The 24214-nt window shown below is 57.4% G+C and carries 31 protein-coding genes; 13 read left to right on the forward strand and 18 right to left on the reverse strand.

Annotation, left to right across the window (positions count from 1 at the left end; genetic code table 11):
- Positions 1 to 75: 75 nt before the first annotated feature.
- The 6 genes from AAD018_RS17200 to rimM all read left to right on the forward strand — a co-directional run bounded on the left by AAD018_RS17200 (position 76) and on the right by rimM (position 2987).
- Positions 76 to 573 (forward strand): GNAT family N-acetyltransferase, encoded by a 498-nt coding sequence (locus AAD018_RS17200; RefSeq protein WP_367315611.1) that lies wholly within the window; start codon positions 76 to 78, stop codon positions 571 to 573.
- A complete protein-coding gene (locus AAD018_RS17205; protein WP_367315610.1) occupies positions 570 to 1088 on the forward strand; it encodes a GNAT family N-acetyltransferase in 519 nt (172 codons plus the stop codon). The genes AAD018_RS17200 and AAD018_RS17205 overlap by 4 nt, the downstream gene beginning before the upstream one ends.
- A complete protein-coding gene (locus AAD018_RS17210) occupies positions 1085 to 1612 on the forward strand; it encodes a GNAT family N-acetyltransferase (RefSeq protein ID WP_367315608.1) in 528 nt (175 codons plus the stop codon). Before AAD018_RS17205 ends, AAD018_RS17210 begins: the two co-directional genes overlap by 4 nt.
- Positions 1609 to 1908 (forward strand): chorismate mutase, encoded by a 300-nt coding sequence (locus AAD018_RS17215; RefSeq protein ID WP_367315607.1) that lies wholly within the window; start codon positions 1609 to 1611, stop codon positions 1906 to 1908. Before AAD018_RS17210 ends, AAD018_RS17215 begins: the two co-directional genes overlap by 4 nt.
- Positions 1909 to 1958: 50 nt before the next feature.
- Positions 1959 to 2369: a 30S ribosomal protein S16 gene (gene rpsP / locus AAD018_RS17220; RefSeq protein WP_367315606.1), complete on the forward strand. Its 411-nt coding sequence runs from the start codon at positions 1959 to 1961 to the stop codon at positions 2367 to 2369.
- Positions 2370 to 2483: 114 nt separating this feature from the next.
- On the forward strand, positions 2484 to 2987 hold the full coding sequence (gene rimM / locus AAD018_RS17225) for a ribosome maturation factor RimM (RefSeq protein WP_367315605.1): 504 nt from the start codon (positions 2484 to 2486) through the stop codon (positions 2985 to 2987).
- On the opposite strand, the gene AAD018_RS17230 is transcribed toward rimM, so the two are convergent.
- A complete protein-coding gene (locus tag AAD018_RS17230; RefSeq protein ID WP_412005312.1) occupies positions 2984 to 3979 on the reverse strand; it encodes an aminoglycoside phosphotransferase family protein in 996 nt (331 codons plus the stop codon). The two genes, rimM and AAD018_RS17230, sit on opposite strands and share 4 nt — an antisense overlap.
- A gap of 75 nt (positions 3980 to 4054) precedes the next feature.
- Here AAD018_RS17230 and trmD point away from each other — a divergent pair, with 75 nt between their 5' ends.
- The 4 genes from trmD to AAD018_RS17250 all read left to right on the forward strand — a co-directional run bounded on the left by trmD (position 4055) and on the right by AAD018_RS17250 (position 6464).
- Positions 4055 to 4843, forward strand: a complete 789-nt coding sequence (gene trmD / locus AAD018_RS17235; RefSeq protein ID WP_367315603.1) for a tRNA (guanosine(37)-N1)-methyltransferase TrmD — start codon at positions 4055 to 4057, stop codon at positions 4841 to 4843.
- A gap of 54 nt (positions 4844 to 4897) precedes the next feature.
- Positions 4898 to 5290 carry a 50S ribosomal protein L19 gene (gene rplS, locus AAD018_RS17240; protein WP_367315602.1) on the forward strand — a complete coding sequence of 131 codons (393 nt, stop codon included), beginning with the start codon at positions 4898 to 4900 and terminating at the stop codon, positions 5288 to 5290.
- Positions 5291 to 5304: 14 nt separating this feature from the next.
- Positions 5305 to 5526 carry a 50S ribosomal protein L31 gene (gene rpmE / locus AAD018_RS17245; RefSeq protein WP_367315601.1) on the forward strand — a complete coding sequence of 74 codons (222 nt, stop codon included), beginning with the start codon at positions 5305 to 5307 and terminating at the stop codon, positions 5524 to 5526.
- 149 nt (positions 5527 to 5675) lie between these two features.
- On the forward strand, positions 5676 to 6464 hold the full coding sequence (locus tag AAD018_RS17250) for a division plane positioning ATPase MipZ (RefSeq protein ID WP_367315600.1): 789 nt from the start codon (positions 5676 to 5678) through the stop codon (positions 6462 to 6464).
- A 5-nt stretch (positions 6465 to 6469) separates the two neighbouring features.
- Here the strand turns inward: AAD018_RS17250 and AAD018_RS17255 are convergent, their stop codons facing one another.
- The 3 genes from AAD018_RS17255 to AAD018_RS17265 all read right to left on the reverse strand — a co-directional run bounded on the left by AAD018_RS17255 (position 6470) and on the right by AAD018_RS17265 (position 9373).
- Complete coding sequence (locus tag AAD018_RS17255) at positions 6470 to 7741, reverse strand: hypothetical protein (protein WP_367315599.1); 1272 nt, start codon at positions 7739 to 7741, stop codon at positions 6470 to 6472.
- 637 nt (positions 7742 to 8378) lie between these two features.
- Positions 8379 to 9044 (reverse strand): SOS response-associated peptidase, encoded by a 666-nt coding sequence (locus tag AAD018_RS17260; RefSeq protein WP_367315598.1) that lies wholly within the window; start codon positions 9042 to 9044, stop codon positions 8379 to 8381.
- Between the two features lie 11 nt (positions 9045 to 9055).
- Positions 9056 to 9373, reverse strand: a complete 318-nt coding sequence (locus tag AAD018_RS17265) for a hypothetical protein (RefSeq protein WP_367315597.1) — start codon at positions 9371 to 9373, stop codon at positions 9056 to 9058.
- A gap of 604 nt (positions 9374 to 9977) precedes the next feature.
- Here AAD018_RS17265 and AAD018_RS17270 point away from each other — a divergent pair.
- From AAD018_RS17270 to AAD018_RS17280, 3 genes are read left to right on the forward strand one after another with little or no spacing between them, the layout of a single operon-like run.
- Positions 9978 to 10841: a TIGR04255 family protein gene (locus tag AAD018_RS17270; RefSeq protein ID WP_367315595.1), complete on the forward strand. Its 864-nt coding sequence runs from the start codon at positions 9978 to 9980 to the stop codon at positions 10839 to 10841.
- 13 nt (positions 10842 to 10854) lie between these two features.
- Positions 10855 to 11337, forward strand: a complete 483-nt coding sequence (locus AAD018_RS17275; RefSeq protein ID WP_367315594.1) for a hypothetical protein — start codon at positions 10855 to 10857, stop codon at positions 11335 to 11337.
- Between the two features lie 15 nt (positions 11338 to 11352).
- Entirely contained in the window at positions 11353 to 11829 is a 477-nt protein-coding gene (locus AAD018_RS17280; protein ID WP_367315593.1) for a hypothetical protein, read from the forward strand.
- 293 nt (positions 11830 to 12122) lie between these two features.
- Here the strand turns inward: AAD018_RS17280 and AAD018_RS17285 are convergent, their stop codons facing one another.
- The 14 genes from AAD018_RS17285 to AAD018_RS17350 form a co-directional block, all read right to left on the reverse strand.
- A complete protein-coding gene (locus tag AAD018_RS17285; protein WP_412005313.1) occupies positions 12123 to 12305 on the reverse strand; it encodes a hypothetical protein in 183 nt (60 codons plus the stop codon).
- 147 nt (positions 12306 to 12452) lie between these two features.
- Positions 12453 to 12968, reverse strand: coding sequence for a YfbU family protein (locus tag AAD018_RS17290; protein ID WP_367315591.1), 516 nt, complete (start codon positions 12966 to 12968; stop codon positions 12453 to 12455).
- 279 nt (positions 12969 to 13247) lie between these two features.
- On the reverse strand, positions 13248 to 13511 hold the full coding sequence (locus AAD018_RS17295; protein WP_367315590.1) for a hypothetical protein: 264 nt from the start codon (positions 13509 to 13511) through the stop codon (positions 13248 to 13250).
- 288 nt (positions 13512 to 13799) lie between these two features.
- Positions 13800 to 14453 carry a phage baseplate protein gene (locus AAD018_RS17300; RefSeq protein ID WP_367315589.1) on the reverse strand — a complete coding sequence of 218 codons (654 nt, stop codon included), beginning with the start codon at positions 14451 to 14453 and terminating at the stop codon, positions 13800 to 13802.
- A gap of 416 nt (positions 14454 to 14869) precedes the next feature.
- A complete protein-coding gene (locus AAD018_RS17305) occupies positions 14870 to 15703 on the reverse strand; it encodes a hypothetical protein (RefSeq protein WP_367315588.1) in 834 nt (277 codons plus the stop codon).
- Between the two features lie 2 nt (positions 15704 to 15705).
- On the reverse strand, positions 15706 to 15966 hold the full coding sequence (locus AAD018_RS17310) for a peptidoglycan-binding domain-containing protein (RefSeq protein ID WP_367315587.1): 261 nt from the start codon (positions 15964 to 15966) through the stop codon (positions 15706 to 15708).
- 378 nt (positions 15967 to 16344) lie between these two features.
- Complete coding sequence (locus tag AAD018_RS17315) at positions 16345 to 17151, reverse strand: DNA adenine methylase (RefSeq protein WP_367315885.1); 807 nt, start codon at positions 17149 to 17151, stop codon at positions 16345 to 16347.
- A 337-nt stretch (positions 17152 to 17488) separates the two neighbouring features.
- Entirely contained in the window at positions 17489 to 17722 is a 234-nt protein-coding gene (locus tag AAD018_RS17320) for a hypothetical protein (protein WP_367315586.1), read from the reverse strand.
- Positions 17723 to 17828: 106 nt separating this feature from the next.
- Positions 17829 to 18194, reverse strand: a complete 366-nt coding sequence (locus AAD018_RS17325) for a hypothetical protein (RefSeq protein WP_367315585.1) — start codon at positions 18192 to 18194, stop codon at positions 17829 to 17831.
- Positions 18195 to 18236: 42 nt separating this feature from the next.
- Positions 18237 to 18863, reverse strand: coding sequence for a lysozyme (locus AAD018_RS17330; RefSeq protein WP_367315584.1), 627 nt, complete (start codon positions 18861 to 18863; stop codon positions 18237 to 18239).
- 66 nt (positions 18864 to 18929) lie between these two features.
- The gene (locus AAD018_RS17335; RefSeq protein WP_367315583.1) at positions 18930 to 19352 is read right to left on the reverse strand and encodes a hypothetical protein; all 423 of its coding nucleotides are present in this window, start codon (positions 19350 to 19352) and stop codon (positions 18930 to 18932) included.
- The gene (locus tag AAD018_RS17340; RefSeq protein ID WP_367315582.1) at positions 19352 to 19606 is read right to left on the reverse strand and encodes a hypothetical protein; all 255 of its coding nucleotides are present in this window, start codon (positions 19604 to 19606) and stop codon (positions 19352 to 19354) included. Before AAD018_RS17340 ends, AAD018_RS17335 begins: the two co-directional genes overlap by 1 nt.
- On the reverse strand, positions 19603 to 20295 hold the full coding sequence (locus AAD018_RS17345) for a phage tail assembly chaperone (RefSeq protein WP_367315581.1): 693 nt from the start codon (positions 20293 to 20295) through the stop codon (positions 19603 to 19605). The genes AAD018_RS17340 and AAD018_RS17345 overlap by 4 nt, the downstream gene beginning before the upstream one ends.
- Positions 20295 to 24214: glycine-rich domain-containing protein (locus AAD018_RS17350; protein ID WP_412005314.1), on the reverse strand; the 3920-nt coding region annotated here is incomplete at its 5' end. The genes AAD018_RS17345 and AAD018_RS17350, both read right to left, overlap by 1 nt.

Below are 24214 nucleotides of genomic sequence, written 5' to 3' on the forward strand. Positions count from 1 at the left end.
CGCCGTCCCGGACCTGATCCGGGACCTCTCGCTCCGCCTGGTCAATGCGCCGGAGCAGGCACGGTGGGCGCGCGGATGATAGACGTCACTCTCATCACGGAGCGTCTCCTTCTCCGGCTGCCGACAGCGCAGGATTGGCCTGCCTATCGGGACTTCTACGCCTCGGATGCGACCCGCTTTACCGGCGGCCCCTACACTCCAAAGCAGGCATGGTCGCTCTTTGCCGCTGACCGGGGGCACTGGGATCTCAAGGGCTTTGGCTGGTTCATGCTCGACGACGGCTCCGGCGCGGTCGGTGCCTGCGGTTTGCATCACCCGCCCCATCAGGCCGAGATCGAAATCGGCTGGAACACCTTTCCCGCTGCGCAAGGCAAAGGTTATGCGACCGAAGCCGCCACCGCTGCGCTTGATTGGGGCTGGACCATCATCGACGCGCCCGGGATTGTCAGCTACATCGACCGCAACAACGTTGCCTCCAAAGCGGTCGCGAGAAAGCTCGGTGCGAGTTGGACCGGCGAGATGGCAGCTCATGATCCCGATTGCGAGATCTGGGCGCACGAGAGACCTGCATGACCTCCCTCCTACTTACCACCGAGCGCTTGATCCTGCGCAAGCCGGATGCGCGCGACACCGAGGCCGCCATCGCCTTCATGACAAGCGAACGCGCGCGCCATGTCGGTGGCCCGCTGGACGAGCGGCAGGCTTGGCGGGCGCATGCAAAAATGGTTGGCCATTGGGTGCTGCGCGGTTTCGGTCTTTTCTCGGTTGTCGACAAGGCGACCGATCGGACCGTCGGCATCTCAGGGGCTTACTATCCCATCGACTGGCCCGAAAAGGAGCTTGGCTGGCACATCTGGGATCCAGCCTGCGAAGGCAAGGGCATCGCCTACGAGGCTGCCCTTGCTGCCCGCCGTTGGGCCTACGAGGACCTCGGCTGGACCACCGCCGTCAGCTATATCGCACCGGAAAACGACCGCTCCATCGCGCTAGCCAAGCGCCTTGGCGCCACGCTCGACGAAGACGCCGACCGGCCCGGCCATTCGCCCTGCCTCGTCTACCGGCACCCCGCCCCCGAGGCGCTGTCATGACCGTCACCCTCACCGGCCCCACTCTGACGACAGAGCGTCTGACCCTCCGTCTGCCGCAGGCATCGGATTTCGAAACGCTCGCCGCTTTCTTCGAAACGGATCGGTCAAAGTTTGTCGGCGGCCCCGAGAGGGATCGCGGGAAAAGCTGGCGCATCTTCGGCCACATCGTCGGACACTGGCCTCTGCGCGGCTGGGGGTCCTTCGTGATCGATCTTGGCGATGGAAAACCCGCCGGCATGGTCGGCCCGTGGTTTCCCGAAGGCTGGCCCGAACGCGAAATCGGCTGGTCGCTCTGGTCCCAAGAACACGAAGGCAACGGATATATCGTCGAGGCGATGTCCGCGATCTATCCCTACATCTGGAACGATCTCGGCTGGGATACCGCCGTCAGCAATATCGAGCCGGACAATGCCGCCTCGATCCGCACGGCGGAGCGTCTGGGGGCAACTCTCGATCCGAATGCCGAGGGCCCGGATGAGACGGACCTCGTCTATCGTCATAAGCCGGGAGGGTATCCCAAATGACCGACAGCGCCCGGGCAGCAGAGATCCTGAAGGATCACCGCGACAGCATCGACCGTCTCGATGCGATCCTCGTCTACACCCTGGGCGAACGGTTCAAGCATACGCAGGCGGTTGGAAAGCTAAAGGCGGTCAACGACTTGCCCGCGTCTGACCCGGACCGCGAGGCCCGTCAGATCGCCCGTCTCGAGGATCTCGCCCAGCGCGCGGATCTCGACCCCGCCTTCGCCAAAAAATTCCTGGCCTTCATCATCCAGGAAGTCATCCAACATCACGAAGAACATCAATCAAAACAATGATGTAGGCCGCCAAACACGGCCAAACCTCGCCATTAACGAAAGGACGCCCAATGGCCATGAAGATCCGCCTCGCTCGTGGAGGCTCTAAGAAACGCCCGTTTTACCGCATTGTCGCTGCCGACAGCCGCATGCCGCGCGACGGCCGCTATATCGAGAAACTGGGCACCTATAACCCGCTCCTGCCCAAGGACAGCGAAGAGCGCGTGAAGATGGACCTCGACCGGGTCAAGCACTGGATGGATCAGGGCGCGCAGCCAACCGACCGCGTCAGCCGCATGCTGGAAGCTGCCGGTCTTCTCGAGAAGAAAGAGCGCGCCAACCTCAAGAAGGGCGAACCCGGTAAAAAGGCCAAAGAGCGGGTTGAGGAGAAAGCCGCGAAGAAGGCCGCTGCCGAAGAAGCCGCAAAAGCCCCGGCAGAAGAGCCTGCTGAGGCTCCGGCCGAAGAAGAAGCTGCGGAGTAATCCGCTGATCTGGGTTGGTTTTCCATTGGTGCAATGTAGTGGCCAGGAGATTTCTCCTGGCCACGGCATGGCATCGGTGGATTCCACTGATCTCAAACCGGAAATCTGCCTGATATGAGCGAAAAGGTCCTTCTCGGAGCCATTGCTGGCGCCTTTGGCGTCAAGGGCGATGTGCGACTGAAAAGCTTCTGTGCCGATCCGGAGGCCATTGCGGACTACGCTCCGCTGGAAACGGCTGATGGAAATACTTTCGCACAGATTGTTCTGACGGGCCGGACCAAGAATGCGCTGACCGCCCGGATCGATGGGATCACGACGAAGGAAGAGGCGGACGCTTTGAAGGGCGTGGAGCTATTCGCGCCGCGCGACCGACTCCCTCCTGCGGATGATGATGAATACTACTATAGCGACCTCGTGGGCTTGTCGGTTTTCGACACGGGTGGGGAGCTTATCGGAGAGGTGCGCAGCGTCCAAAATCATGGGGCCAGCGATCTGATTGAGATCCAGCTTCCTGGCACCTCTGCGACCGTGCTTGTGCCGTTCACGAAAGCTGTCGTGCCCACGGTGGATCTGGAGGCCGGGCGCCTTGTGGCGGATCCGCCCGACGGTTTGCTCTAGGACGTCTGCAAGACATTCGAGAGAGATACGACGTTGTCGAACCGGGCGCGCTGCATTCGGTTCAGACGGCCCTGCGGAATGGCAATCCAGTCCTCCAGAAGCCTCACCTTGAGCATCAAACTCATGGCCGGATTGTTGGCCAGATTGGTGCCGTACCCATCCCAGAACGCATCTGACAGATCGGGATCGAGAAGCGCTTGGCCGGTCGAGGGGGCACCGATTGTGCGCGCGGTTGCATCGACGAGGAAGCGGGCGAGGTCGTAGCAGGCGGGAGACGAGTGATTGTTCTGGAAATCGATGCCGGACACCCGTCCTGCGCCCACGATGATATTCTTTGAGTGAAGATCCCCGTGGTTCAGGCCAACCGGAAGCTCTGCCCCATCTGCCTCGTCCCCCGTCTTTAGCAGCGCCGTAAGGATCTTGAGATATTGGTCCGAGTGCCGGATCGTCTTCGCGCTTTGGTCAAATGCATCGAGCCGATTCTGCATATGTTTGAGTATAAAGCGCGTCTGGAAACGGCGGGCCGGCTCGGCGAAGGCCTGATGGAAGACCCCGATCCATTGGCCGCTTAGATGCAGGATGCGGATCTCCTCTTCACGGGACCTTGCATCGAATAGGGCGTCATGAGCCGTCTTGCCCGGCACATGGTCCATCAGGACGGTCTGGTTGTCCTTGGAATAGGTCAGAACCTTCGGGGCAGTGAGCGGATCAGAAAGCGCTTCGCAGACGCGTCTTTGAGCGGTGATGCCGGTGAGAAAGCTATCCGACTGTTCGGGTTTGAAGACCCTTTTAAAAACGAGATCGGGGCCACTTCTGCGAGCCAGTTTCAGGATAAACCGGGCCCGATTGGAATCGACGCGCTTCCACAGAAGGCTCGATTTGAAATCGGTCGGGTCGAGCCCGATCTCCCGGACCGCGTGATGCCAGCTTTCACGTAGAGCGGACCGGTAAGGCCCCATATCCGATATCAGCATAGCAGGCAGTGTTAGCATGTCCTAAGAGCAGGAAAAGTGTATTCCGTCCGGTGTCCTGCCATCGGCGGACTTGCTTATGGACGAAGGGGTTGCATGAAAAGCCATGGCCGAAAATCAATCCGAGCGTCCTCGACGCCGCAGGATCTTCTGGCACGAGAGCAGACGCTTGCCGGGGTCTGGCGAGCGACTGTCCTGACGCTTTTGCCGGATGCCTTTCCGGGGATCCTCGGAGAGAGCCTGACGGGCAAGGCGCTGAAAGATGGGCTTTGGCAGCTAGAGGCGGTGGATCTGCGGCGCTGGGGCGAGGGCCGGCATCGCAACGTGGACGATACGCCTGCGGGCGGCGGGGCGGGAATGGTGCTACGCGCTGATATCCTGGCCAAGGCGATCGAAGATACGCCGCGGTGCGGTCCGCTGCTTTATCTAAGCCCGCGAGGAAAGCCATTCGATCAAGCGATGGCGCGGCGCCTGTCCGAGGGACCTGGTGTCAGCCTGCTATGTGGCCGGTTCGAGGGCGTGGACGAGCGCGTGATCGAGCATTTCGGGATTGAGGAGGTCTCGCTTGGCGATTTCGTCCTCACAGGCGGAGAGATCGCCGCGCAGGCCTTGATCGATGCGACAGTCCGACTTATACCCCGCGTGCTTGGGAATCAGGCAAGCCTCGAGGAAGAAAGCTTTTCCGACGGCCTGCTTGAACATCCTCAGTATACAAGACCTGCCATCTGGAACGGGCGCGAGATCCCGGAGGTTCTTCTCTCCGGTCATCACGCCAAAATCGCGGACTGGCGGCGGGCAGAAGCCGAAAGGCTGACCAAGGAACGACGACCTGACCTCTGGCGCGCCTACATCGGTAGGGACAGCGACGAAGACCAAGAGCTCTGAGGCGGCATGAAACCTCTCCGGACAAACCGGGGGCAGAGATAGGAGTTGCGTCAGATGGACCTGATCGCACAACTGGAAGCCGAGCAAGTGGCCGAGCTTGGCAAGGATATTCCAGATTTCAAGGCGGGTGATACCATCCGCGTTGGCTACAAGGTGACGGAAGGCACGCGCACCCGCGTGCAGAATTACGAAGGCGTCTGCATCAGCCGCAAGAACGGCGAAGGTATTGCCGGATCGTTCACCGTCCGTAAGATTTCCTTTGGCGAAGGCGTCGAGCGGGTTTTCCCGCTGCACTCGACCAATATCGACAGCATCACCGTGGTGCGTCGGGGCCGCGTCCGCCGCGCCAAGCTGTATTACCTCCGCTCGCGTCGCGGGAAGTCCGCACGGATCGCAGAGGTCGCCAACTACAAGCCCAAATCGCCCAAGACCGGCGCAGAAGCCTGAGAGGATCCGAAGCGATGAAAAAAGATATCCATCCCGACTATCACGTCATCAACGTCAAGATGACCAATGGCGACATCTTGCAGATGCGCTCGACCTACGGCAAGGAGGGCGATCAAATCTCGCTCGACATTGACCCGACGGTACACCCCGCCTGGACTGGCGGCAATACGCGCCTGATGGATACCGGCGGCCGCGTATCGAAGTTCAAGAAAAAGTACGAGGGTCTGGGCTTTTAGGTCGAGCCGCCAAATTGACGATCAAACGCCGCCTCAGGGCGGCGTTTTTCGTTGGATGGCAGGCGGTTGGGCTGAAGCATCGGTTTTGCGGTTGGACCCGCTTTAAGAGTGTGTAGAACCGCGGGCGGGGTGCCAGGACAGGACTGAACATGGCTCATGTGATCGTCATCGGAAATGAGAAGGGCGGCGCGGGGAAATCGACGGTGTCGATGCATATCGCCACTGCGCTGGCGCGTCTTGAGCACTCTGTCTGCACTGTCGATCTTGATCTCAGACAACGCTCCCTGGGGCGGTATCTCGAAAATCGGTCTGCGTTCTGCGCGCGTGAGGGTTTGACCCTCCCGTCTGCTGCGTACCACGATTTTCAGCCGCCCAAAGAGGGGGACGAGATCGAGGCGCTCATGGCCTCTCTGGATGACCTCGAGACAGGATACGATTTCGTTCTTATCGACTGCCCAGGATCACATACTCCGCTCAGTCAGGTGGCTCATAGCCGCGCGGACACGCTGGTGACGCCGCTCAACGACAGTTTTATCGACTTCGACCTGCTGGCCCGGATCGACGCGGACGGCACCACAGTGAAAGGGCCCAGCATCTATTCCGAGATGGTCTGGACGGCGCGTCAGCGGCGCGCGAAGGCGGGGGAGCCGCCGATTGACTGGGTGGTGATCCGAAATCGGCTTGGATCTCAGGCGATGGTCAACAAGCGGAAAATGGAAGTGGCGATCGATGCCTTGTCGCGTCGTATCGGCTTTCGCCCTGCCCCGGGGTTCAGCGAGCGTGTGGTCTTTCGTGAGCTGTTCCCGAAGGGGCTGACGCTTCTCGATCTGCGGGATGTGGGCGTCACCAGTCTGACGATGTCGAATATCGCGGCCCGGCAGGAATTACGCGATCTAATAAAGGCGCTCGATCTGCCGGACGTTGCCGTCACATTTTAGGTTCGTCAGCGGCCTTGCGTGGACTGGAACTTTTGAGCCGCATCCGCCATCCACGGATCCGCGGCGGGTTTGGGTGCAAGGGTTGCCGCGGGCTGAGGTATCTCATTGCGTTGATCCCGCTTCGGCAGGCTTTCAATGGTGTTCATCTGCGTCGGTTCGCCGAGCAGTTCCTTGATGGGGAGCGAAAGAGACGACAAGAGGCCGCTTTCGAGGGTCATGGAAGGTCCAAGCCGCGTTCCATAGAGCGGCAGAACAACCAGAATAGCGAGAAGAGCCACCACCGCGGCGGCAAAGCGATGCTCAGTCGAAAGACCTTTTTTGCGAACGGTTTTGCGGTTCTGCGCTTCACGGCTTTGCGCCGTCGCGACCCAAGAAGTCGTGCGGGCTTGGGCGGCGGCGTTGGAGGCTTCTCTCTCCCGCTTCACCGGCTCCTTCGCCTTGTAGATATCAACGCCTTTCGAGCCGCTTCTCTCCATGTCGCGCTGCTTCCACAGGGGAACCGACTGATCCGGTCGCGGCGTCATCATGGCCGGTTCTGGGATTTCGATGTTATCGGCAACATCGTAGTCGTCGATCGAAGAGACGGGTTGCTTCGGGCGGCGGCCAGACAGGGTCTTTATGACCGCAAGCCCGAGGAAAAGAAGCGCCGCAATCCTGAAGATTTGCCCTTCAGAGGCCTGACCCGGAGCAAAGGCCGCTGCGCGCCCGTTGCGATATTCGCGTAGGATCAAAGCCGTGGAGGGGAGCGACCTGCCTTCTCTGGCGAAGGAGTCATCGACGATATCCTCGAACTTCGCGAGGCTTCCGCTAAAGCCGTTAAGCGTGACGACCGGACCGAAGGCTCCGAAGGTTTCGGCTGCGCCCAGATATTTCAGCGGGTCGATATCGTCGAACGTGAACCCACCGTGATCGAGTATGAGAATGCCATAGCTTTGAGGATCTTGACCGGCCTTGGCATCCGTCGCGACGAGGGGGATCATGTAGGCGTAGTCATCCGCGCCGTCACCGGTCAGTGTCAGACGGTAGTCCATCGTGAAGTCGAGCTGCGCCCTGACATGAACTTCGTTAAAGTCGTGCACATCGCGGCGTTTGGTAAAGTCCGCGATATCGACAACCGGCGGCGGGCCGTTTGCTAGCGCTGTAGCCCGCCGGTCTTCGCGCTTTTCTGCCAGATCCGCGAAATAGAGGCCTGCACCAAAGAGGCCTGCAGCGATCACCATCAAAACGAACGGCCCGCGGTTCAGAATATACCAAATCAGAGAAAAGATACTGCCCATGCCACCCTCGTCAGAATATAGGACCGTTCTGCCTGCGCCTCTGGCAAAAACTGTGGCAGATCCCGGGCTATTTTCGGCAACTCTGGATATAGATGAAGAATCACTAGATCCGCCCCAACCAGCGCAAATTTGGTCTTTTCTAGCCTAGGAGTTCTCTGCAGTCCGCGACCTCATCGGCGCTGTAGGCAACCTTAGGCTGTTCTATTAACGCGAGACGTTTGGTTGCTGGGCCTTTTCTTAGGGTTTGCTGCAGAAAGGGGTAGTTGACGTCTCATTTGCGCGGCGGGCATCAGTCGTAGCTCATTGCAGTGTCGAAATATCATGGTCTGACAGCAGAGTGATGCACGGCACACACAGACACTATGCTTGGGAATATGCTCCGCAAGCCCGAAGATAGCGATGACGCACGGCGGCCTGTCACGGTTTCCTTCTCAATATCCGCGTTGAGATCCAGAGATGAGGAAACTGGCGCGCTGGGGATGCGCTTCACCGATATTTGGCGCGCTGTATTTTCAACGAAATCATTATTTATCATGGCTTTAGTCTGTCCGAAAAACGTTGGCCAAGAGTCTCGTTAAGCAAATTGTTCAGCAATTTTTGGTCGGTCGCAAGGTGGTCCTTTCGACCATTCTGTTCCCTATGTTGCGCGGAACTCCCGCATTGCTTCACCGGACGCGACAATCTCCACGACGTTGTCGTTGGGTGTTCTCAGAAGTTTCTTGGCATCTTGCATCGGTCCGCGCAGCCATTCTTCGTGGTCATTCGGCTCCAGCACGAGTGGCATTCGGTTGTGCAGCTTTGAAACAACCGAATTTGGCGCTGTCGTCACCATCGTGAATGAGACCTGGTCGACCTCTAGTTCTCCAAAGAGTCCGCGTTGCACTTGCCACAAGCCAGCTATGGCGAAGCCCTCGGCGCCTTGTGCTGCAAGCCAGTGATACGTCGCAGGCTTGGCTCCGGTGGTTTCAGCGAATGCCGACGCTGGTATTAGACATCGACGGCTCTCGAAACTCTGCTTCCAAAGATTCAAAGCCATCAGCTTGTCGTCCCGCGCGTTGTTCCATGCTGGCGGCGACAGCCAGTCACCAGTGCGTTTGGAGCGCTTAGGTTGCGTCAGAAAGCCCCAGCGGGCTCGTATGAGCGATCGGCCCCCTGACTTGCCGAGTGCGACGATCGGCGCTTCATACTTCGGAAAGACTGCCGGTAGCGCCGGAAGGTTGCCTAGTTTGGTAAGTGCAGGAGAGACGTCGAACAGAGATCGCATTGCTTCGTGCGAGAGGGTGTTGGAATACAAATTGCACATTTACTAAGCACCTATGCCGGCCGGGGGTATTCCGGCCCTTTAGCACGCACGATGTACCACCCAAATTCGCCCGAACAACCGCATCGTCGGCATTTCATATCTCTGGCGATGGTCAGCACAGGCGTCAGGGGATGATAGCGAGCATAGAGCGTATGCGGGGCGATCGTGAAGCGCTTGTGACAGCTCGGGCACGTCGCGATCACCGCGTCGCGCACCGTGAGACTCTCCAAGCGAACCTCGAACTTCAAACCAAGTTGCACCGTTTCATAAGACACCAGCAGAACGTAAGGTGAACGACGGGTGTCGGTAAAGAGGGAATGGGTCTGCATGACGCAAGGATCAGAACACCGGATATACGCATTCTGCACATGCGGGCACACTGCCATCCTGTCAGAGCAACAAGACGTCAGCCTGCAGGAGATGAAAAGACGGCTGAGATGTTCGGCCTGCGGAAGGCGGAGTCCAGAAATCCGCTATGTCTGGCATGGGTATCGAAAGACTAATCAATCAGCGACATCGCGGCATATGTCGTCGTACCCGGATGGTGATTTAAGGCGTCCTGATTGAAGCGATACGATCCGCTGCATGCACTAACTGTAATCCGACCGACGGCTGCTATGCGCAGGAAGCGAACTTTGCGAAATCATAGGTGTGGCTCTGAGCTGCCGTGCACAACGCAATCTCGATGTCGCAGGGTGCCCGAGAAGCAGACTCTCGCGCAGAACGTTGTTCAAAGTCGTTGGCAAGCTGAAGCATTGAAAGACTCTTAAGCAAAGGGACTATGCTTCACTCCGCTTCGGGTTCATCCCAAATCACCGCGCGTGGCTTATAGTGTTAAGGTTTGCCTTGTTACGTTGGGCTTGTGCTGGTCAGTTGCTTGTCGCATAGCACTGAGCGGGCGGTCTGTTTATGATCGTGAAGTAGATTTCCAGCATGATCGTGCTGGGTCAGAAGAGCGAAAGTATGTCTGCTAACAATCCGTTTGAACACATCCGGCTCTTTGGTGAGAATTTCGGCCAGCGTCATGCGATTGAAATCGTTAACTTTATTGTCTCTTTTGCCGCTCCAATTGATGCGTCTGATCATGCTAGATTTGAAGATCATAGGGGGGCAATCCAAGATATGTTCGCATCCGTCGAGGCGCTTACCGGTGTTCAGATACAGTTCAACGTCAACTCGCCGCAGCCAAGTGTTTCTTCTGGCCAACCTCCGACCGCACCGAAAGTCCTTACCGAGTTTGCTCGAAATGGCGCTCCACGTTGGACTGCTACCTTCGGCGACCAGAATCAAATTGTTGTATCTTCAAGAGCTTACGATGGCTGGGAGGCTGTTTGGCCAGAAGCGAAACGGCGTCTCGCGGTGCTTTTAGAGTGTATTGATCAGTACAAGCCAGTTCGGTCAATCGAGCACAGCGTTACGGACACATTTTCGTCACCGACCGAGCGCAACGCGCTGGTATGCAAAAACTTTTTTGTTGAAAATCCTCACTTACCAACCCATCTTCTGGAGTATGGGGATCCAAGGTGGGACATTTCGCATGGTTGGTTTGACGACTTCGAAGGTGATAGCCAGAAGCTGGTCAGATTTGATGCACGTGGCTTCTTACAAAACCAGCTTACAGTCTTCAGCGTCAGTAACTTGAATGCACTTCGGCCAGACAGATTTCAACTGCTTCGAGACTACCTTGCAAATGATGCGCAAGAACTTGAAAGCTCGTTTTCAAATTTCCATGAAGCCAACAAAGAATTTTTACGAAAAATTTTGCACCATCAGTTACTTAGAAAGATGGGACTATAGGAGTTTCTAGAAAATGACGAACAGCAGTGCATCAGCTTCAATTTCGCCAGAGTACTTCTTTCCAACCTTTGCTGGCGTTCGCCCGCACAACGTTGACGAAGACGGCACAAAGACTTTTGTTTGGTCAACGCATCCGCGAGATCGCCTATCAGAGAGAGTTGACGAACTCTGTAGGTATGCGAGGCATTGCTATGAGGAAATCGACCAAGTGCGGCTCAATGCTGCGCAAAACGAAGCAAACGTCCTGATTTGCAGTGGGATTTTTTCCGAACGCCTATCCCCAAACGTGACTATCGATCGTTATGGGGAGATTTCGTTTACTCATCAGTCTGACACAGGTTACATCGATATAGGTGTCCGCGGAGAAACGGAGCTTTCTTATCATATCCGAAATGATGTCGCGCCGAACGCGACTGATCACGATGACTATGCTTGGAATCGCTTTGATATCCCGTCGACCTTATTGGATGCGGTCGAAAAATTCGTTTCAAAGTAATTCACTAGCGTCTCAATGGTTGATAATAACGAGAGTATAGCCCGCTTACTTTTTTCAGATGATATGGTTAAGCACTTAACAGGCCAGCTGACTCCGGCGTCATTTCCCACTGAAGAATTATTGGAGAAACCAGGACGAGATGGAACTCTGAAGTCTGTCTCGGTTGATCGCTGCGAGTACATTAATCCTCTGCGCTCAACGCTGGAAGAAAAAGCAAAGGAAATTGAGAAACCAGAAAGAGATCGCGCTCGATGGGGATTTGCTGTCTCTGAGGTGTCGGCAATTCGGGAGATTCTCACTTCAGATAAAATGCAGGTCTACGATGTTTTTCCTGATCCTATCGAGAATGGAAAATTTCCAGAGTGGGATCTTGCACATGCCAAACTCGTAAGAGCAGCGCCTACCCATACACGAAGTCTAGTACGTGGCAGCAGAGACAAGTTAATTAGCTTGTTTCAAGAGAATATGTATCCGTTTGAACCAAGCATGTAAGTGCCTTAATCTTGCACACCGCAACAAACCTCGATGTCTTCTTTAGGCCGACTGCGGTCTTTCAGAGCTTGGATATAGATGGCAGCAAACGTCCGCAAAGCAGACGACTAGGAGGAACTCTTCATTCTACCATTTCGTCGGGATCTAGACCAAATCTGCACACAGGTCACCTGCCTAGGTTTTCCCAAGCACGAAGACCCACATCACCGCATACCAGCGATGATGCTTTCCTTGCCTATTGGGGTGTCGCACCGACTGAACAGTACGCTCAAGTAAGCGTTCATCTGTCATCTTTATCCCGCGCCTAGATCGCCTTCGACGATCACGAAGCCGGGACTTTTGAGCGAATCTAGCAGATGTGGATCGGTTACCGCCACGAATTTTAACTTAGTCCATGGACCAAGATTTCCCGGAAGATTCTCACCAGAGCTATCAATGCTCACCGCATTGAGTCCACCTGGTGCCTTGAATGTCATCACCATCATAGTTCAGCCTCCGCTTTATTGTTCGGCAGCGCGCCGCCGCCTCGATGCGGCAATGATCGCATTAGCGATGCTGCGCAGTCCGCCGAATGGCGAGAGAAAGAGCAATTAATCTATCATATCATAAATTCATGCCTTTGATCAGAATTGATCTAGAACCCTCTCAAGGGACTCTCTTGAAATCGAAGACCCAAGTTCAGCACTAATCGCTTTCCACTCTTGAAGCATATCCCGGTACCGCGCTCGAACAGGCATATGCGAATTCAAGTTGCCCGACTGAATAGTCGGTAAATCTGAGAAGCGGCGCTCTTTGGTCATCAAAAACTCCGCAAAGCGCTTAAATTTCGCTTCGTTATTGCCGTCATAGCCGTGAAACTTTGAAGATCGGAAAGCCTCATGGTCCAAACTAAGATCTTGAATTGCGCTATCGATCCCCTCAAACATCGAAAGAGTATCAAAGACTTCACTACATTCATCCACCGACATCACATCCTGATCGTCATAAACGTGCCCGTAGAGCTCGCCGTAAAGGAGCTCATAGCCATTAGATAAAATCTCTATGGCTAGGTCGCATTCCTCTTTTCTCATAATCTCACGGTCTCTCATAACCATATGCTGATAAATCAGACTGACTCTCTCGAATTTACTTAGCTTCATTGTTCAATCACCTTCTCTATCAAGCATCCTTCCCAAACGGGAAGACTGTTGCGATTTACTCTTGCAATACGATATGTTGCGCAGACCGCCACTCGGCTTCCAGAACGATGTCGAGAAACTCTCGAACATGCGGATTGTTGACGTGCTGACTCAAACCGGGCCGGACTACGTTGATCGATTGCAGACAGGCATCGATCCTACTCCTGCTCAGCGGACTATCCTCACACGTCGCCACGATTCCTGCCTTCGCAGACCTGCAAACGTTTATGATGGCTCCTATTAGAACTCCCAAATCTTGATATTTTTATGCAGTATGACGTCGGGTGGTTGATCATTCTCAACATTCTCCATACGCGCATGATATCCATCACGGATTTTTTCTACGGCCTCTTCGATAGTATCCACTAAAGTATAGTTTTCCTTGAATCGACGGTCTTTTGCTGGAACATTCGGATGGATCAGCACAAAGAGACCATCAGCTCTCGTTATAAGTCGGTTGATTGTCTTTGCCTTACTAGAGACGCCCACGACAACATACTTCAAAGTTCCCTCCTATTCCTCGCCTTCAATTTCGGACGGATGTACATCGCGCATCGGATAGCGCTCTAGTCCCAGTATCCCTCGCTTCACCAACGCTGGACTGTCTTGGGACTTTTGATCCTGGGCGCCTTAGAGTCGGCAGCATTCAGCGCTCGAACCACGTCAATGGCCTTCCAGACAGATCCTTGCGATGCAGTCAGAGCATTCTGGAAGCGAAGGAGGGCGCTGCCGATTAAGCCTAGCCACTCCTGACCAGAATATTCTAGCATGCCAAAGGTCGCGCAAATTCGTTCACGTCGGCTTCTTCTCACAGAAGTAAAGCACGATATAAGGTTGCATATTATTATGTGCTTTGCCCCCTTTACTTAGAGAAGTTTCGACGTCTCGGTACCAACCAACATTTAGTCCCCTATCAGTACCACTAGCTCCCACGCCACTCGGGAGAAAGCCGAGGGTGGGCACCTGATTTTGCTCGGCTGTACCCTTGTCCTGTAGCCAGTAAAAATCGCGGTAGCCATGCCTGTGTGCGGGTAACTCGTCTTCAAGAAGGACATGTTCCCAATATCCGTCAGTCTCCGTGGGAGCGAAGGAACGCGTCACGGCGCGAATGGTGGTCGAACCAACGCCAACAATCACCCTGCCTGCCGCAGCCGTGTAGTCGGTCCAGTCGTTTGCGAGGTCTTCGCATCGCTTAAGCGACGCAACGATTATGCCGTCTGGCAGCATGGCACTCTCATCTTCTGTCGGATTAGCGCCGCTCAGTAGAAGCGCCACTACTGCACCGGCGGCAGCACCGCTTGCCCAGGGGTGCCGGTCGAGCCACCTGCGTAGCTCGCTCCAAACGCCGACGAGAATGGTCACAGCCAAACCTGACAGAATGCCAGCCATCGTGCCGGGAGGAATGTTTTCAAGCACATCTATAACCAGTACGATCCTTCTCTTCATTATAAAGCGATATGGTTCATGCAGCTAGCGGTGCAATTATAACAAATGGTAGAAAGGTTACCAAAGTAATAGATTAAAGAGGTTCCCTTGTCGAGAATCATTTTTGTGATGGCGCCAGGCGCTCTTATCTCTTCGCACACTTTGTGAGGACTAAACATACGGAGACCCAAGAACCATTGCTAATCCATTTCTCTTGCGACAAAAGGAATTAGACTACTGTGAAAGTGGCCGCTATGTGGCTGTTCGGCAATTTAAGATGGCTGGTCGCATCAGCTTTAAACAACGAGATCAAGATCATTTTCGACGGGCGGAGGGATTGGCGGCGCGTACTAATCCGACACGGTAGGCGCTTCGAAGTTTTTCTTCTAGCAATCGCGCGCAATGTTCTCGTCATCCACTGGCTATGCAGTCTAACCCTAAGCTAACTGGGGGCCGAAAGGCTCGTACAATGGATCCCGAAACACTGCCGGAAAAATTATGATTGGAGTAAAGGCGCCACCGACTCGCATCAACGCGATCCTTACAACATCAAGTATTGCACGAATGACATTAGATCCAATCGTAAACCACATAATAGCACTAGCACTTAATGATGCACCGCCCGAGCGAATTAGCGAGGCAAAGTTTTGAGCCATCTGAAATACTGGCATTCTTATTCCCTCAACTGCCAATGAAGTATTAATATAGAGATTTCTCAATATATGTGTATGGTGACCTAAGCCATGTCGAAGAATACTAGGAATAAGGGTGCGAGAAACGTTCGGGTTTGAAGTGCTGAGAGTTCTTATGACATTTGACACTAATATATCACGCGTTCGCCACGCATTTTGAGGTGCTTGGATCACGACCCATGATAGCCGGTTAGGGTACTTCTGTCGTAACTCAGCAGCTAATTTCAGCGTGTCATCAACCATTCCTAGACGAATGCGAGCATAAGTTTGCAGAGGACCTATTGCTCGGTGTAGCTGTGATGCTAAATCATAGTTCTTTCGGTATAAATCCAGCATCCTTCGATCGAGTTTCGAAACAATATTATACAAAGAGCTTCTCGAAGCTCTGAGGCTCTCCAGATGATTGAAGGGTTGCCCTGAACCCTTTAATATTCTGCCACCTTGAGCTTCTAATAAAGCTGCTTCATGGGTTCCGATATCTACTGCTTTTCCAATCGACGCGGAAAGCAACTTTGAAATCAAATGGTGAATTGGCTTTCGATTAAAGCATGCATACATAAAATTTGGAATATCAAACATCTCTAAACCTCTTCAACAAATATATCTATCCCTGTAGGAACATATGGCATTGCGTGCGCGTGGAGAGCGGTCGCAGTGATAGGCCCAATGATTCCATCGCATGCAAGACCTGCGAACTTCTGAAATCTAACGACTGCATCTGCAGTCTTCGGTCCGAAGACACCATCCGGAAGAAGCTTTGCTATAGTGCATTCCGCGGTGTTCAGTTTTGTCTGATATCGCCTAACTTCTTCGCCTCGGCTTCCGCTTTTTAAATAGGACATGAAATCACCTTAACCACAAAACATAAGCCAACAAAGAGTGTTGGCTGACCCACCCTGGATCGTACAGGTCAGAAGACCCTCAACCCAAAGTGTAAACGCTACAAGTTCATCTTGTATAGCCCTTAACACCTGAAAGGAGCCGCATTATCGAGCCAAAACTCCGCTGTTTTTCTTGGAGATCCACGCTCGGCCGATCCGAAGAACCGCCACTCGGATCCATCGGCGCGACGGACCGTCCCGTCCTCAGAGAAAGAGACACAGTGAGTATGTAGTAGAACTTTTAGCTTGGGACCCGCCTTTAGCGCGAGAATATCAGTTTAGCAGGATAGTAGTGAGTGCTGAGTACCAAGAGGCTAGGGTCGAAAGACGACTGAGATGTCAAAGCAGACTAACCTTGACCCGCCGGTTGCAGACAATCAACTCAGGTGCGGCCTTAGCCTCCTGTTTCGACACGGTATAGGTCACCCTTGCCTCCTCGATGTGGAATCCATCGAACAGACGCCTCACTTCATGCGTGTCGTTCATCGAGAGCAGGAAGGTGCCGTCGATCTTTGACAGCCTGTCCGCCAGCTCCCGGATATCCTTCTTTTCGAATAACCCTCGGCCGTAGTCAGCCTCATGTCCCCAGTATGGTGGATCGATATAAAACAGGGTCTTGGGGCCGTCGTACCGCTCGAGGATGGCCCGCCAGTCGAGGTTTTCGAAGATCACGTCTTCAAGCCGGGCGTGTGCGGCCTCCAAGAGGGGCTCCAGACGCGACAGGCTAAATCGGGAGGGCCGGTCGGTGGCAACACCGAAAACACCGCCGAGCTGCCCTCCGAAGGCCAGCCGCTGCAAATAAAGGAATCGGGCAGCGCGTTCCAGATCGGTGAGCGTGCCAGGGTCGCATTTGCGCAAGCGATCGAACTCCCGCCGGGATGTGATCTGGAACCGCATGACTTCGATCAGCTGCGGATAGTGCCGCTGCAGGATACGAAAGAGATTGGTAATCTCGCTGTTGATGTCGTTGGCGACCTCGCATTTCGGGCGCCAGCTCCGGCGCAGAAACACCCCGCCCATGCCGACGAACGGTTCGACATAGGTGGCATGATCGATCGCATCGATCTTCTCGATGATCAGGTTCGAGAGCATTTTCTTGCCGCCGAGCCACGGGGCGACAGGTTTGGCCGCTGGTACTTGCCTCATTTTCGACATTTGAATCCCCAGATCTGGGTGTCCCCTCCCGCAAAAGGGATGGGCGACGTATTCTTAGAGGAGCGTCGGCGCAGCCGGTCTGAAATCGTGGCTGCGTGGTGGGTGATGTTCGCGCATCACCTGCCCCCTTAAAGGGGCTGTCAGGCGCCAGTACCGACGCCCAAGCTGGTTTCTTTGGTGGAAAGTCAAAGCAGATGTAGTGATCTCACCCGCTGCCGGTTGACTGTCGCAGCTGTCCTTTTCAGCCTAGATCTAGAAAACGTCGCCAGAGCTCATTCGAACTCTATGTGGTGTTTCAAAGGCTAAGCCGTCGATGCTTGTTAAGCCGTCACCCAACCCAATCAGACTTACTATCGAGAGAATGACCCAGCAGAACCGCCGCCAAAACATAGTTGAGAGATCCGCCCGAAGAGCCAGCGAGCATCACAACGAGGACCGATTTGAAGAACCGCTTCAGCAGGTCGCCAAGCCGATCGGCCCCTCCGATCGACAAAAAACCTTCGATCAGCTCATTCGCGAAGTGGAGGACCAGATCAGGAAGAACGAAAGCCTGATCCTCCACATACGGGACTATACGTATGACGACCGAAGCCTTTGAGCCCCGGATATGTCCGCCCTGACCCCGCCAAGGACACCTCGTCTGGCGCCCGGCAGGATAGGCTAGAAAGCTACTTCGGCTCTTTCCGCAGCCGCCCGAGGAACTCCGCCGAGTAGCGCTCGATCAGGCGGTCCAGAACGCCGTCGCCCGGCGTCAATGCCGTGAGGGCGTCCGGCACGCTCTCCTTCAAGTGATGCACGACATGGGCCCGCAGATTGGCCAAGGCCATGTCCGGCCCGTAGCGAAGGGCCGACTCGACGCTGGTCTGAATGGCTTCGTGAAATGCCTCGCGGTGGCCTTTCTCAATCTGAATCCCGGAAGCGGCCTCGATGGCACCGGCCGCGCGATTGATGAAGAGCGTCAGGAGGGCCGCGAAGACCGTTGCGATTGCCGTCATTACGGCTTCTGAGGATAGGATCGCGTTTAGAGTATCCATTGCTGGAGTCCTTTCTTGGTTCGATAGTTGGGTGGGGGTCGTTCAGGTCGCGACGATCTCGCGGATGGCGTCGAGCTTCTCACGGTCCGAGAGGCTGATCTCGCCGGGCATGATGTCCGCCGGGTCGCCGAGCAAAGCGCGCAGGATTGGCTCGATCGTGATCCGCTGAGCAGAGGACCATACGGGCGTATGGCGGGCGGTGAGCCGGGTATACTCTGTCATGGTGCCGTCTCCGGCCCAGATGCCGTCGAAGAAGAGGTCCGCCTCTGCTTCGCGCCGCTCAATGATCTCCGCTGGCTTGTTCCAGAGCATAAAGCTCTCGCGGGCCTGGGCGATCTTGCCGGCCTTCCAGTGGTCCGGCCAGGACGCCGAGCGAATGGATCCAGTATTCCAGTGGAAGCTCAGCGCGGCGGCGAACTGAGCCTCGGTCAGATCGTGCCCCTTGAACTCGGCACGTACGGCCTCGGCATAGTTGTCCAGCGCCCAGGCAAAGACCTCGAGGCAGCGGCGCAGCGGTTGCGGATTGTCGATATAGCGCCGGACATTGTGCCCGGTCTGGCTGGTCAGTCCGACGCTCCAGGTCCAGACGCCGACGCTGTCCTTATAGGCCTGCCGGACAAGTCCTTCGTGGAATGCGACCTCCGTCGCAGTTCTGAACGTCAGTTCCATAGCTCTCCTCCAATGAGAAAAGCCCGCGCGAGGCGGGCCGGTGAACAGGATCGGGATGTGGGTGGGTCAGCCGAGCGGCTCGACGGATGGGACGTCGAACGGGATCGGATCGGAGCAGCTCGGCCGCATCACGAGACTGAGGACGGCCGGCACCCAGCAAGGCGTGTAGAAGTAGCTGCCGGGCGGCAGCGTCTCGCAGGCCAAATCGAAGATCACCGGACGATTGCCCCGCGCCTCGTAGAACGCCCTGCCCGAGGCATCGCAATCCTCGACTTGTCGGCCGTCGATCGTCTCGACCTGATCGGTGAACTGCATATGCATCGGCAGCGTGACGGTTCGGGTCAGGGACACCGACGGGAACGCCACGGCGACGCGCTGCACCTGCATGAAGGGCCAGAGGGGCGAGGCGAGATAGAAGAGCATGACGACCGCGACGATGGCGGCGATGACGTCCTTCGTATCCCAGGCGGATCTTCTGAAGAACTGCATCACGAGCCCCGCCCGCCGAACCACCTGGTGATCTCGCGGATGGCAACGCCGAGCCCGGCAAGGGTCGGCAAAAGCCAGATCAGAAGCCGCGTCACCCAGGACGCCCGCTGGAACGCCCGCACGACCGTCCGCATCTCATAGATCAGCGGGCGGACATCATCGGGCGAGCCCTCCGGCACGCCGTAGAGATCGCGCATCAGAACCCCCATTTGCTCATGCACCTCGACCAGCATCTCGCGTTCTTCATCTGTCATGTCGGCCCTGCCTCGGTCCAAAGGGTCAGAAAGTCGTCGGCCTCTTCCGCGTCGCTCACCCGCTCGGCTTCGATGCCGATCGCCAGCGCGAAGAGAGCGTCCATTGCCATATCGTCCAGGCCCGTGGCAGCGGCGAAGGCTGACATGTCGCTATGGCGACGCTGGAAGACCGTGATGTCCTCCAGCGCGCGCAGAACGGCCTCCTGCGCTGGCATGAGCGTGGTCAGTAGCTCCGCAAGCGTCTGATCCGGGGGCGCGGTACCGGTGTCCGGCGCAGGATAGAGGGTGAGCGCCCGCAGGAAGGCTCGGCGATGAGCGGAGGCTACGCGGCGCCAGGCGTCTATCGCGACGACCGTCTGCGGGCGCCCTGCCCTGAGCACCGGCCAATCCGGATCATGCGGGGTTTCGACCGTTTGCGGCAGGTCCCGCAGCTGCTGCCGGTAGCAGCGCCAGTCCAGGCGCCGATCGGCCGGCAGCGTGGCGCAGAACTCGATCCAGTCGCTTGCGGCCAGCAGCCGATCCCGCTGGCGCCGCAGATCGTCGAGCGCCTCCGTGTCCGACTTGCCGGTGTCTTGCAGTAGGACCGCCCTGCGCCCCTCGATCTCGAACTTACCGATCTCCTCCGGGCTACAGATCATCCTGTCCTCGAGGGCACTGCCGTCCGGACCGTCGAGCCGATAGACCGCCATCAGCTCCCTCCCGCCAGATCGAGCCCGCCGCGATAGAAGATGATGACGAAGCCGCGCCCGCCTTCGCCGCTTTCGGCTTGGGCGGCGACGCCGCTATCGCCATTGGCAACGGCGCCCCCGCCGCCTGTCCCGAGCCGTCCGTTGCCCCCCTTGGTCACGCTGCTGCCATTGCGCTGCAAGCGGGCATTGCCGCCTTGGAAGTTGTAACCATCGCCCATGCGTAGGAACGGGATCGGGCTGCTCTGAACGCCATCGAGAATGTCCGGTATCGGTTTGCCGTCATCTCCGGCCCCGTTGACCGCCCCCGGGCTGGCAGCAACCGCGTTGAGCAAGTTGAAGCTCAAGGCGCCGCCGCTGGACGCGGCTCCCAGATCGCCGTCCACCGTGCAAAGCGCGCCGCCGGCATCGCCGCCCCGGAAATTGCCGTCGCCACCGGACGCCGTGCCTCCGCTGACGCCGCTGACCTCGACCGGAAGGCTCTGCGACGTAGCGGCCCGTCCGCCCCGGCCGCCATTTGCGATAAGATCGAGGCCGGCGCCCTGGAACCGGCTTCGATTGCCATTCTGACCGAAGGTCGCGCCGTTGCCGCTCTGCGAGACAGCAGCGCCCCCGGCTCCGATGGTCACCGTGTAGGAGTCGGTCGTGTTCGCCTCGATGATGTACTGGCGAACGCAGCCGCCTGCCGATCCGCCGCCCGCGACCCCCTGCCTGACACCAAGATCCGCGACGGCCGCCCCGCCGCTCCCTCCACCTCCGACCACGTAGAGATCGATCAAACCGGGGCGCTTGAAGCGAAAATCCGTCGTGCTTTGTTCGATGAACTCGATATCGAGAGGCTCGATCGGGACGGTCAGCTCGCCGCCTGCAAAGGCCGATCGCTTCAGGGCGCCGCCAATGGTGACATTGCTGCCAAAGAACGCGGATCCATCCTGATTGATCTGAAATCCGGTGAGGTTCGGCAGCGGCTGGAAATTGTCCGACTGTAGCGAGCCGCCGAAGACCGCGAGCTGTGCGGCTTGGAAGTTCTGCACATCGAGCAGGTCGGTCTTGATAGAGCCTGGCAGAATCACCGTGTTCGCCGTCGCCTTGCGCCGCACGATCGCGCGCCCGAATAAAGCCTCGCCGACATCATCCGGGTGGGCGGCTCGAACGATATCGATCCGCATGCTAACGGCTTCCGCCGGGGCTTGAACCTGACCCTCGAAGACGGTCCAGGCCGGGAAGGACCCTGCGCTCGGTCCGACCAGCCTCGTAGTAAATGTTCCCCCGGTCGCCTTTTTGAACTGGAAGGACACCAATAAGCGGCAGGATCCGGCGCAGAAGAGCGGGAACCGAACAGAGTAGAAAGCCCCGGCTTCGCAGGGCGTAGAAGGCTCTACGATGACGCGCAGATTCGATGGATTGACCGGAAAGCGCAGGACATGCTTGTCGGGATACCCATCGCTGATCTGCCCTTCGACAAGCTCGATCTGTGCAGACCGGACATCCCAGGGCCGGGCGTCGCCGCTGAAAAACGGCGCATCGCGCACCAGATTGCCGCTGAAATCCGACACGACGAGCGCGCTCGACCCGACCGTCCCGTCAATGATGAGCTGTCCGTCGAACTGCAGCGCTGCGCTCGCGGCGCCCGTCGGATCGTCGTAGCTGACGAGCTTGAGACTGGAGATCTCTCCGCCCGGCAGAGTGACCGCCCCAAGGCTCACCACGTCCTGAACATTGGCCTCGACGACATCGATCTCAGCGATCGCGGTGTGCGCTGTCGTGCGGGCGTCCTCGATCTTGTCGCGCAGCGGATTGACCAGATCGCCTTCGGCCACGCCGGTTGGCACGGCCGGCAGGAACGGCGTTGGATTGCTTAGAGCGCCCGTGTTGAGCGCTTCGCGGATCACATAGCCCGTCGCACCGATCGCCGGATCAGGCCGCAGGACGATGACTGGAGCGGCGCTTGCCGCAACGAAGACCTCCGGTTGGCCTGCCGCCGTCAGTGCGTAGGCCCGGAACTCGGCAAAATCCTCGTTGATCGAGGCATTGCCCTGCAGTGTCACGGTGTCGATCCCGGCCTTCGCAGTCCAGCCGGAGGGCGGGAAGATGAAGAGCGGCGCCACGCTGGCCTCTAGGATCCCGGCGGGGACGAAGCCCCTTGTCCGCCCCAGATCGTCGAGGAACTGGATCTCGGCCTCAAAGGACGCCCCTTCCTGGACGGGATCGGTGAAGATCTCCGGCGCCCAAGGCAGGATAGCCGAGGTCGTCCAGGGGCCATCTCCGACCTTGCGCCACCGGATCTGAGCCGAGACCGCCCGGCCGATCTGCGCTGTGGGCGGGCGGGTCGCAACGCCGATCCGGGGCAGCGGGACGGCAGTGGCGCGCCGCACGATCGCGGTGGCCAAGTTGGAGCGAATGGCCAGCACCTTTGGGAAAGACGGCCCGGCCTCCAGCCCGATCAGATCGGTATTGATGTCCGGATCGTAGGTCGGGATCGGGCCCTGGTCGGCCTGCAGGATCTCGGGCGCAGCATCGACCGCGTAGAGGGTTGCCTGCCCATCCGCTTCGGGCACGATCCGGGTGACGATCAGATCGCGTTCGGCATCCTGCACCCGTTCGATGACCGTCAGATCGCCGGGCTCGATATCGGCGGAGATATCGCGGTCGCAGATCCAGACAGGCCCGCGAACAGGATCGGGGACCTTTGCTTCAGTGGAGACTAGAAGATCACCAGCTTGTCCGGTCCAGTCGTTCCTGGGAGCGCCCGCTACCATCGAAGATGTGAAACCGGAAAGATAATGCCCGACGTTACCTGCCGTCCACCTGCCGCCTAAATATGCACCGCCGATAGCAAGTTCGGACGCAACAAGGCGACGGCCGATCCAAAGCCTCAGGCTATTGAGATCGGTATCGATCTCGACGGTCAGGTCAACCGAATGCCCGCGAAACGCCGAATAGTCGAATTCTATGCGCGCCTGACCAGTCGCTCCTGGCTCGGTCCCCTGACCGGCTTGGACGACCAATAGATCGCCATCCACAAAAACTGCGAAACCGCTCCCAAATCCTCCCACTTCGGCAAGACATTCGGAGAGTGGAACAGAAGGCATCTCAACTGACTGGATCTGCAAAACGTAGCTTGCGGACTGCTTATTGGACGGAACAGACCACGTGCCGCCCCGAGCAATATTCGCATCAATCGCTAGTTCTTCGGTGACATCATAAGGCCACCAATCGTTGACTGATGTCGGCGGGCGGTCTTGCACCGCCGTCGCCGTGACCAGCTCGGAGACCGTATTCCAGACCGAGAGCCGATAGCCGGCCACCGGGGTCTCGAGCGCCTCGTCGAGGGTCAGCCGGGTGCTGGCGCCTTCGGACGTGATCTCCAGAATACGGCCGGAGCCGACGCCATTCAGCCGGACATCGTGCTGGAAGCGGAACTTGGATCCGATCCGCAAGGCGAGGTGATGCAGATCGACCGGGATCTGGATCTCTTCGGGCCGCAGCAGCAGCTCGGCCATGAAGTAGCGGGCGAGTTTCCAGGCGTTGCCGGCGTTCTCTTCATTCTCCCCGATCACCGTGCCGATCAGCGACAGGTCGAGGAACTTGGAGGCGGTCTCGAAGCTGTAGCCATCGCGATAGACGATGATCTCGTCTTCCTGCCACTCGAGCCGCTCGGACACGGCTTTTACCCGCAGCGCGTGGAAGTCATCCACCTTGCGATGTTCGACGCGGAACTCGCCCCTTGTGTTGCGCGGGGTCAGCAGCGCCTCGACCGGCTGGCCGGCGGTCTCGCGCACGACACCCGACTTTGTGCCTATGAACGTGTCGCGGGCCCGGCCAGCGGCGCAGATCGTGCTGACGAGCTGACCGATCCGCTGGTTGCCGCGCACGAGCAGATCGCAGCGCCAGTCCGGCTCCTGGTCCGCCCAGGCCTTGA

The sequence above is a fragment of the Aestuariibius insulae genome, assembly GCF_040783535.2.
Lineage (GTDB): Bacteria > Pseudomonadota > Alphaproteobacteria > Rhodobacterales > Rhodobacteraceae > Aestuariibius > Aestuariibius insulae.

Coding starts and splice junctions, on each gene's coding strand:
- AAD018_RS17200 (WP_367315611.1), top strand. CDS start 76: ATGATAGACGTCACTCTCATCACGGAGCGTCTCCTTCTCCGGCTGCCG.
- AAD018_RS17205 (WP_367315610.1), top strand. CDS start 570: ATGACCTCCCTCCTACTTACCACCGAGCGCTTGATCCTGCGCAAGCCG.
- AAD018_RS17210 (WP_367315608.1), top strand. CDS start 1,085: ATGACCGTCACCCTCACCGGCCCCACTCTGACGACAGAGCGTCTGACC.
- AAD018_RS17215 (WP_367315607.1), top strand. CDS start 1,609: ATGACCGACAGCGCCCGGGCAGCAGAGATCCTGAAGGATCACCGCGAC.
- rpsP (WP_367315606.1), top strand. CDS start 1,959: ATGGCCATGAAGATCCGCCTCGCTCGTGGAGGCTCTAAGAAACGCCCG.
- rimM (WP_367315605.1), top strand. CDS start 2,484: ATGAGCGAAAAGGTCCTTCTCGGAGCCATTGCTGGCGCCTTTGGCGTC.
- AAD018_RS17230 (WP_412005312.1), bottom strand. CDS start 3,979: ATGCTAACACTGCCTGCTATGCTGATATCGGATATGGGGCCTTACCGG.
- trmD (WP_367315603.1), top strand. CDS start 4,055: ATGAAAAGCCATGGCCGAAAATCAATCCGAGCGTCCTCGACGCCGCAG.
- rplS (WP_367315602.1), top strand. CDS start 4,898: ATGGACCTGATCGCACAACTGGAAGCCGAGCAAGTGGCCGAGCTTGGC.
- rpmE (WP_367315601.1), top strand. CDS start 5,305: ATGAAAAAAGATATCCATCCCGACTATCACGTCATCAACGTCAAGATG.
- AAD018_RS17250 (WP_367315600.1), top strand. CDS start 5,676: ATGGCTCATGTGATCGTCATCGGAAATGAGAAGGGCGGCGCGGGGAAA.
- AAD018_RS17255 (WP_367315599.1), bottom strand. CDS start 7,741: ATGGGCAGTATCTTTTCTCTGATTTGGTATATTCTGAACCGCGGGCCG.
- AAD018_RS17260 (WP_367315598.1), bottom strand. CDS start 9,044: ATGTGCAATTTGTATTCCAACACCCTCTCGCACGAAGCAATGCGATCT.
- AAD018_RS17265 (WP_367315597.1), bottom strand. CDS start 9,373: ATGCAGACCCATTCCCTCTTTACCGACACCCGTCGTTCACCTTACGTT.
- AAD018_RS17270 (WP_367315595.1), top strand. CDS start 9,978: ATGATCGTGCTGGGTCAGAAGAGCGAAAGTATGTCTGCTAACAATCCG.
- AAD018_RS17275 (WP_367315594.1), top strand. CDS start 10,855: ATGACGAACAGCAGTGCATCAGCTTCAATTTCGCCAGAGTACTTCTTT.
- AAD018_RS17280 (WP_367315593.1), top strand. CDS start 11,353: ATGGTTGATAATAACGAGAGTATAGCCCGCTTACTTTTTTCAGATGAT.
- AAD018_RS17285 (WP_412005313.1), bottom strand. CDS start 12,305: ATGACATTCAAGGCACCAGGTGGACTCAATGCGGTGAGCATTGATAGC.
- AAD018_RS17290 (WP_367315591.1), bottom strand. CDS start 12,968: ATGAAGCTAAGTAAATTCGAGAGAGTCAGTCTGATTTATCAGCATATG.
- AAD018_RS17300 (WP_367315589.1), bottom strand. CDS start 14,453: ATGAAGAGAAGGATCGTACTGGTTATAGATGTGCTTGAAAACATTCCT.
- AAD018_RS17305 (WP_367315588.1), bottom strand. CDS start 15,703: ATGTTTGATATTCCAAATTTTATGTATGCATGCTTTAATCGAAAGCCA.
- AAD018_RS17310 (WP_367315587.1), bottom strand. CDS start 15,966: ATGTCCTATTTAAAAAGCGGAAGCCGAGGCGAAGAAGTTAGGCGATAT.
- AAD018_RS17315 (WP_367315885.1), bottom strand. CDS start 17,151: ATGAGGCAAGTACCAGCGGCCAAACCTGTCGCCCCGTGGCTCGGCGGC.
- AAD018_RS17325 (WP_367315585.1), bottom strand. CDS start 18,194: ATGGATACTCTAAACGCGATCCTATCCTCAGAAGCCGTAATGACGGCA.
- AAD018_RS17330 (WP_367315584.1), bottom strand. CDS start 18,863: ATGGAACTGACGTTCAGAACTGCGACGGAGGTCGCATTCCACGAAGGA.
- AAD018_RS17335 (WP_367315583.1), bottom strand. CDS start 19,352: ATGCAGTTCTTCAGAAGATCCGCCTGGGATACGAAGGACGTCATCGCC.
- AAD018_RS17340 (WP_367315582.1), bottom strand. CDS start 19,606: ATGACAGATGAAGAACGCGAGATGCTGGTCGAGGTGCATGAGCAAATG.
- AAD018_RS17345 (WP_367315581.1), bottom strand. CDS start 20,295: ATGGCGGTCTATCGGCTCGACGGTCCGGACGGCAGTGCCCTCGAGGAC.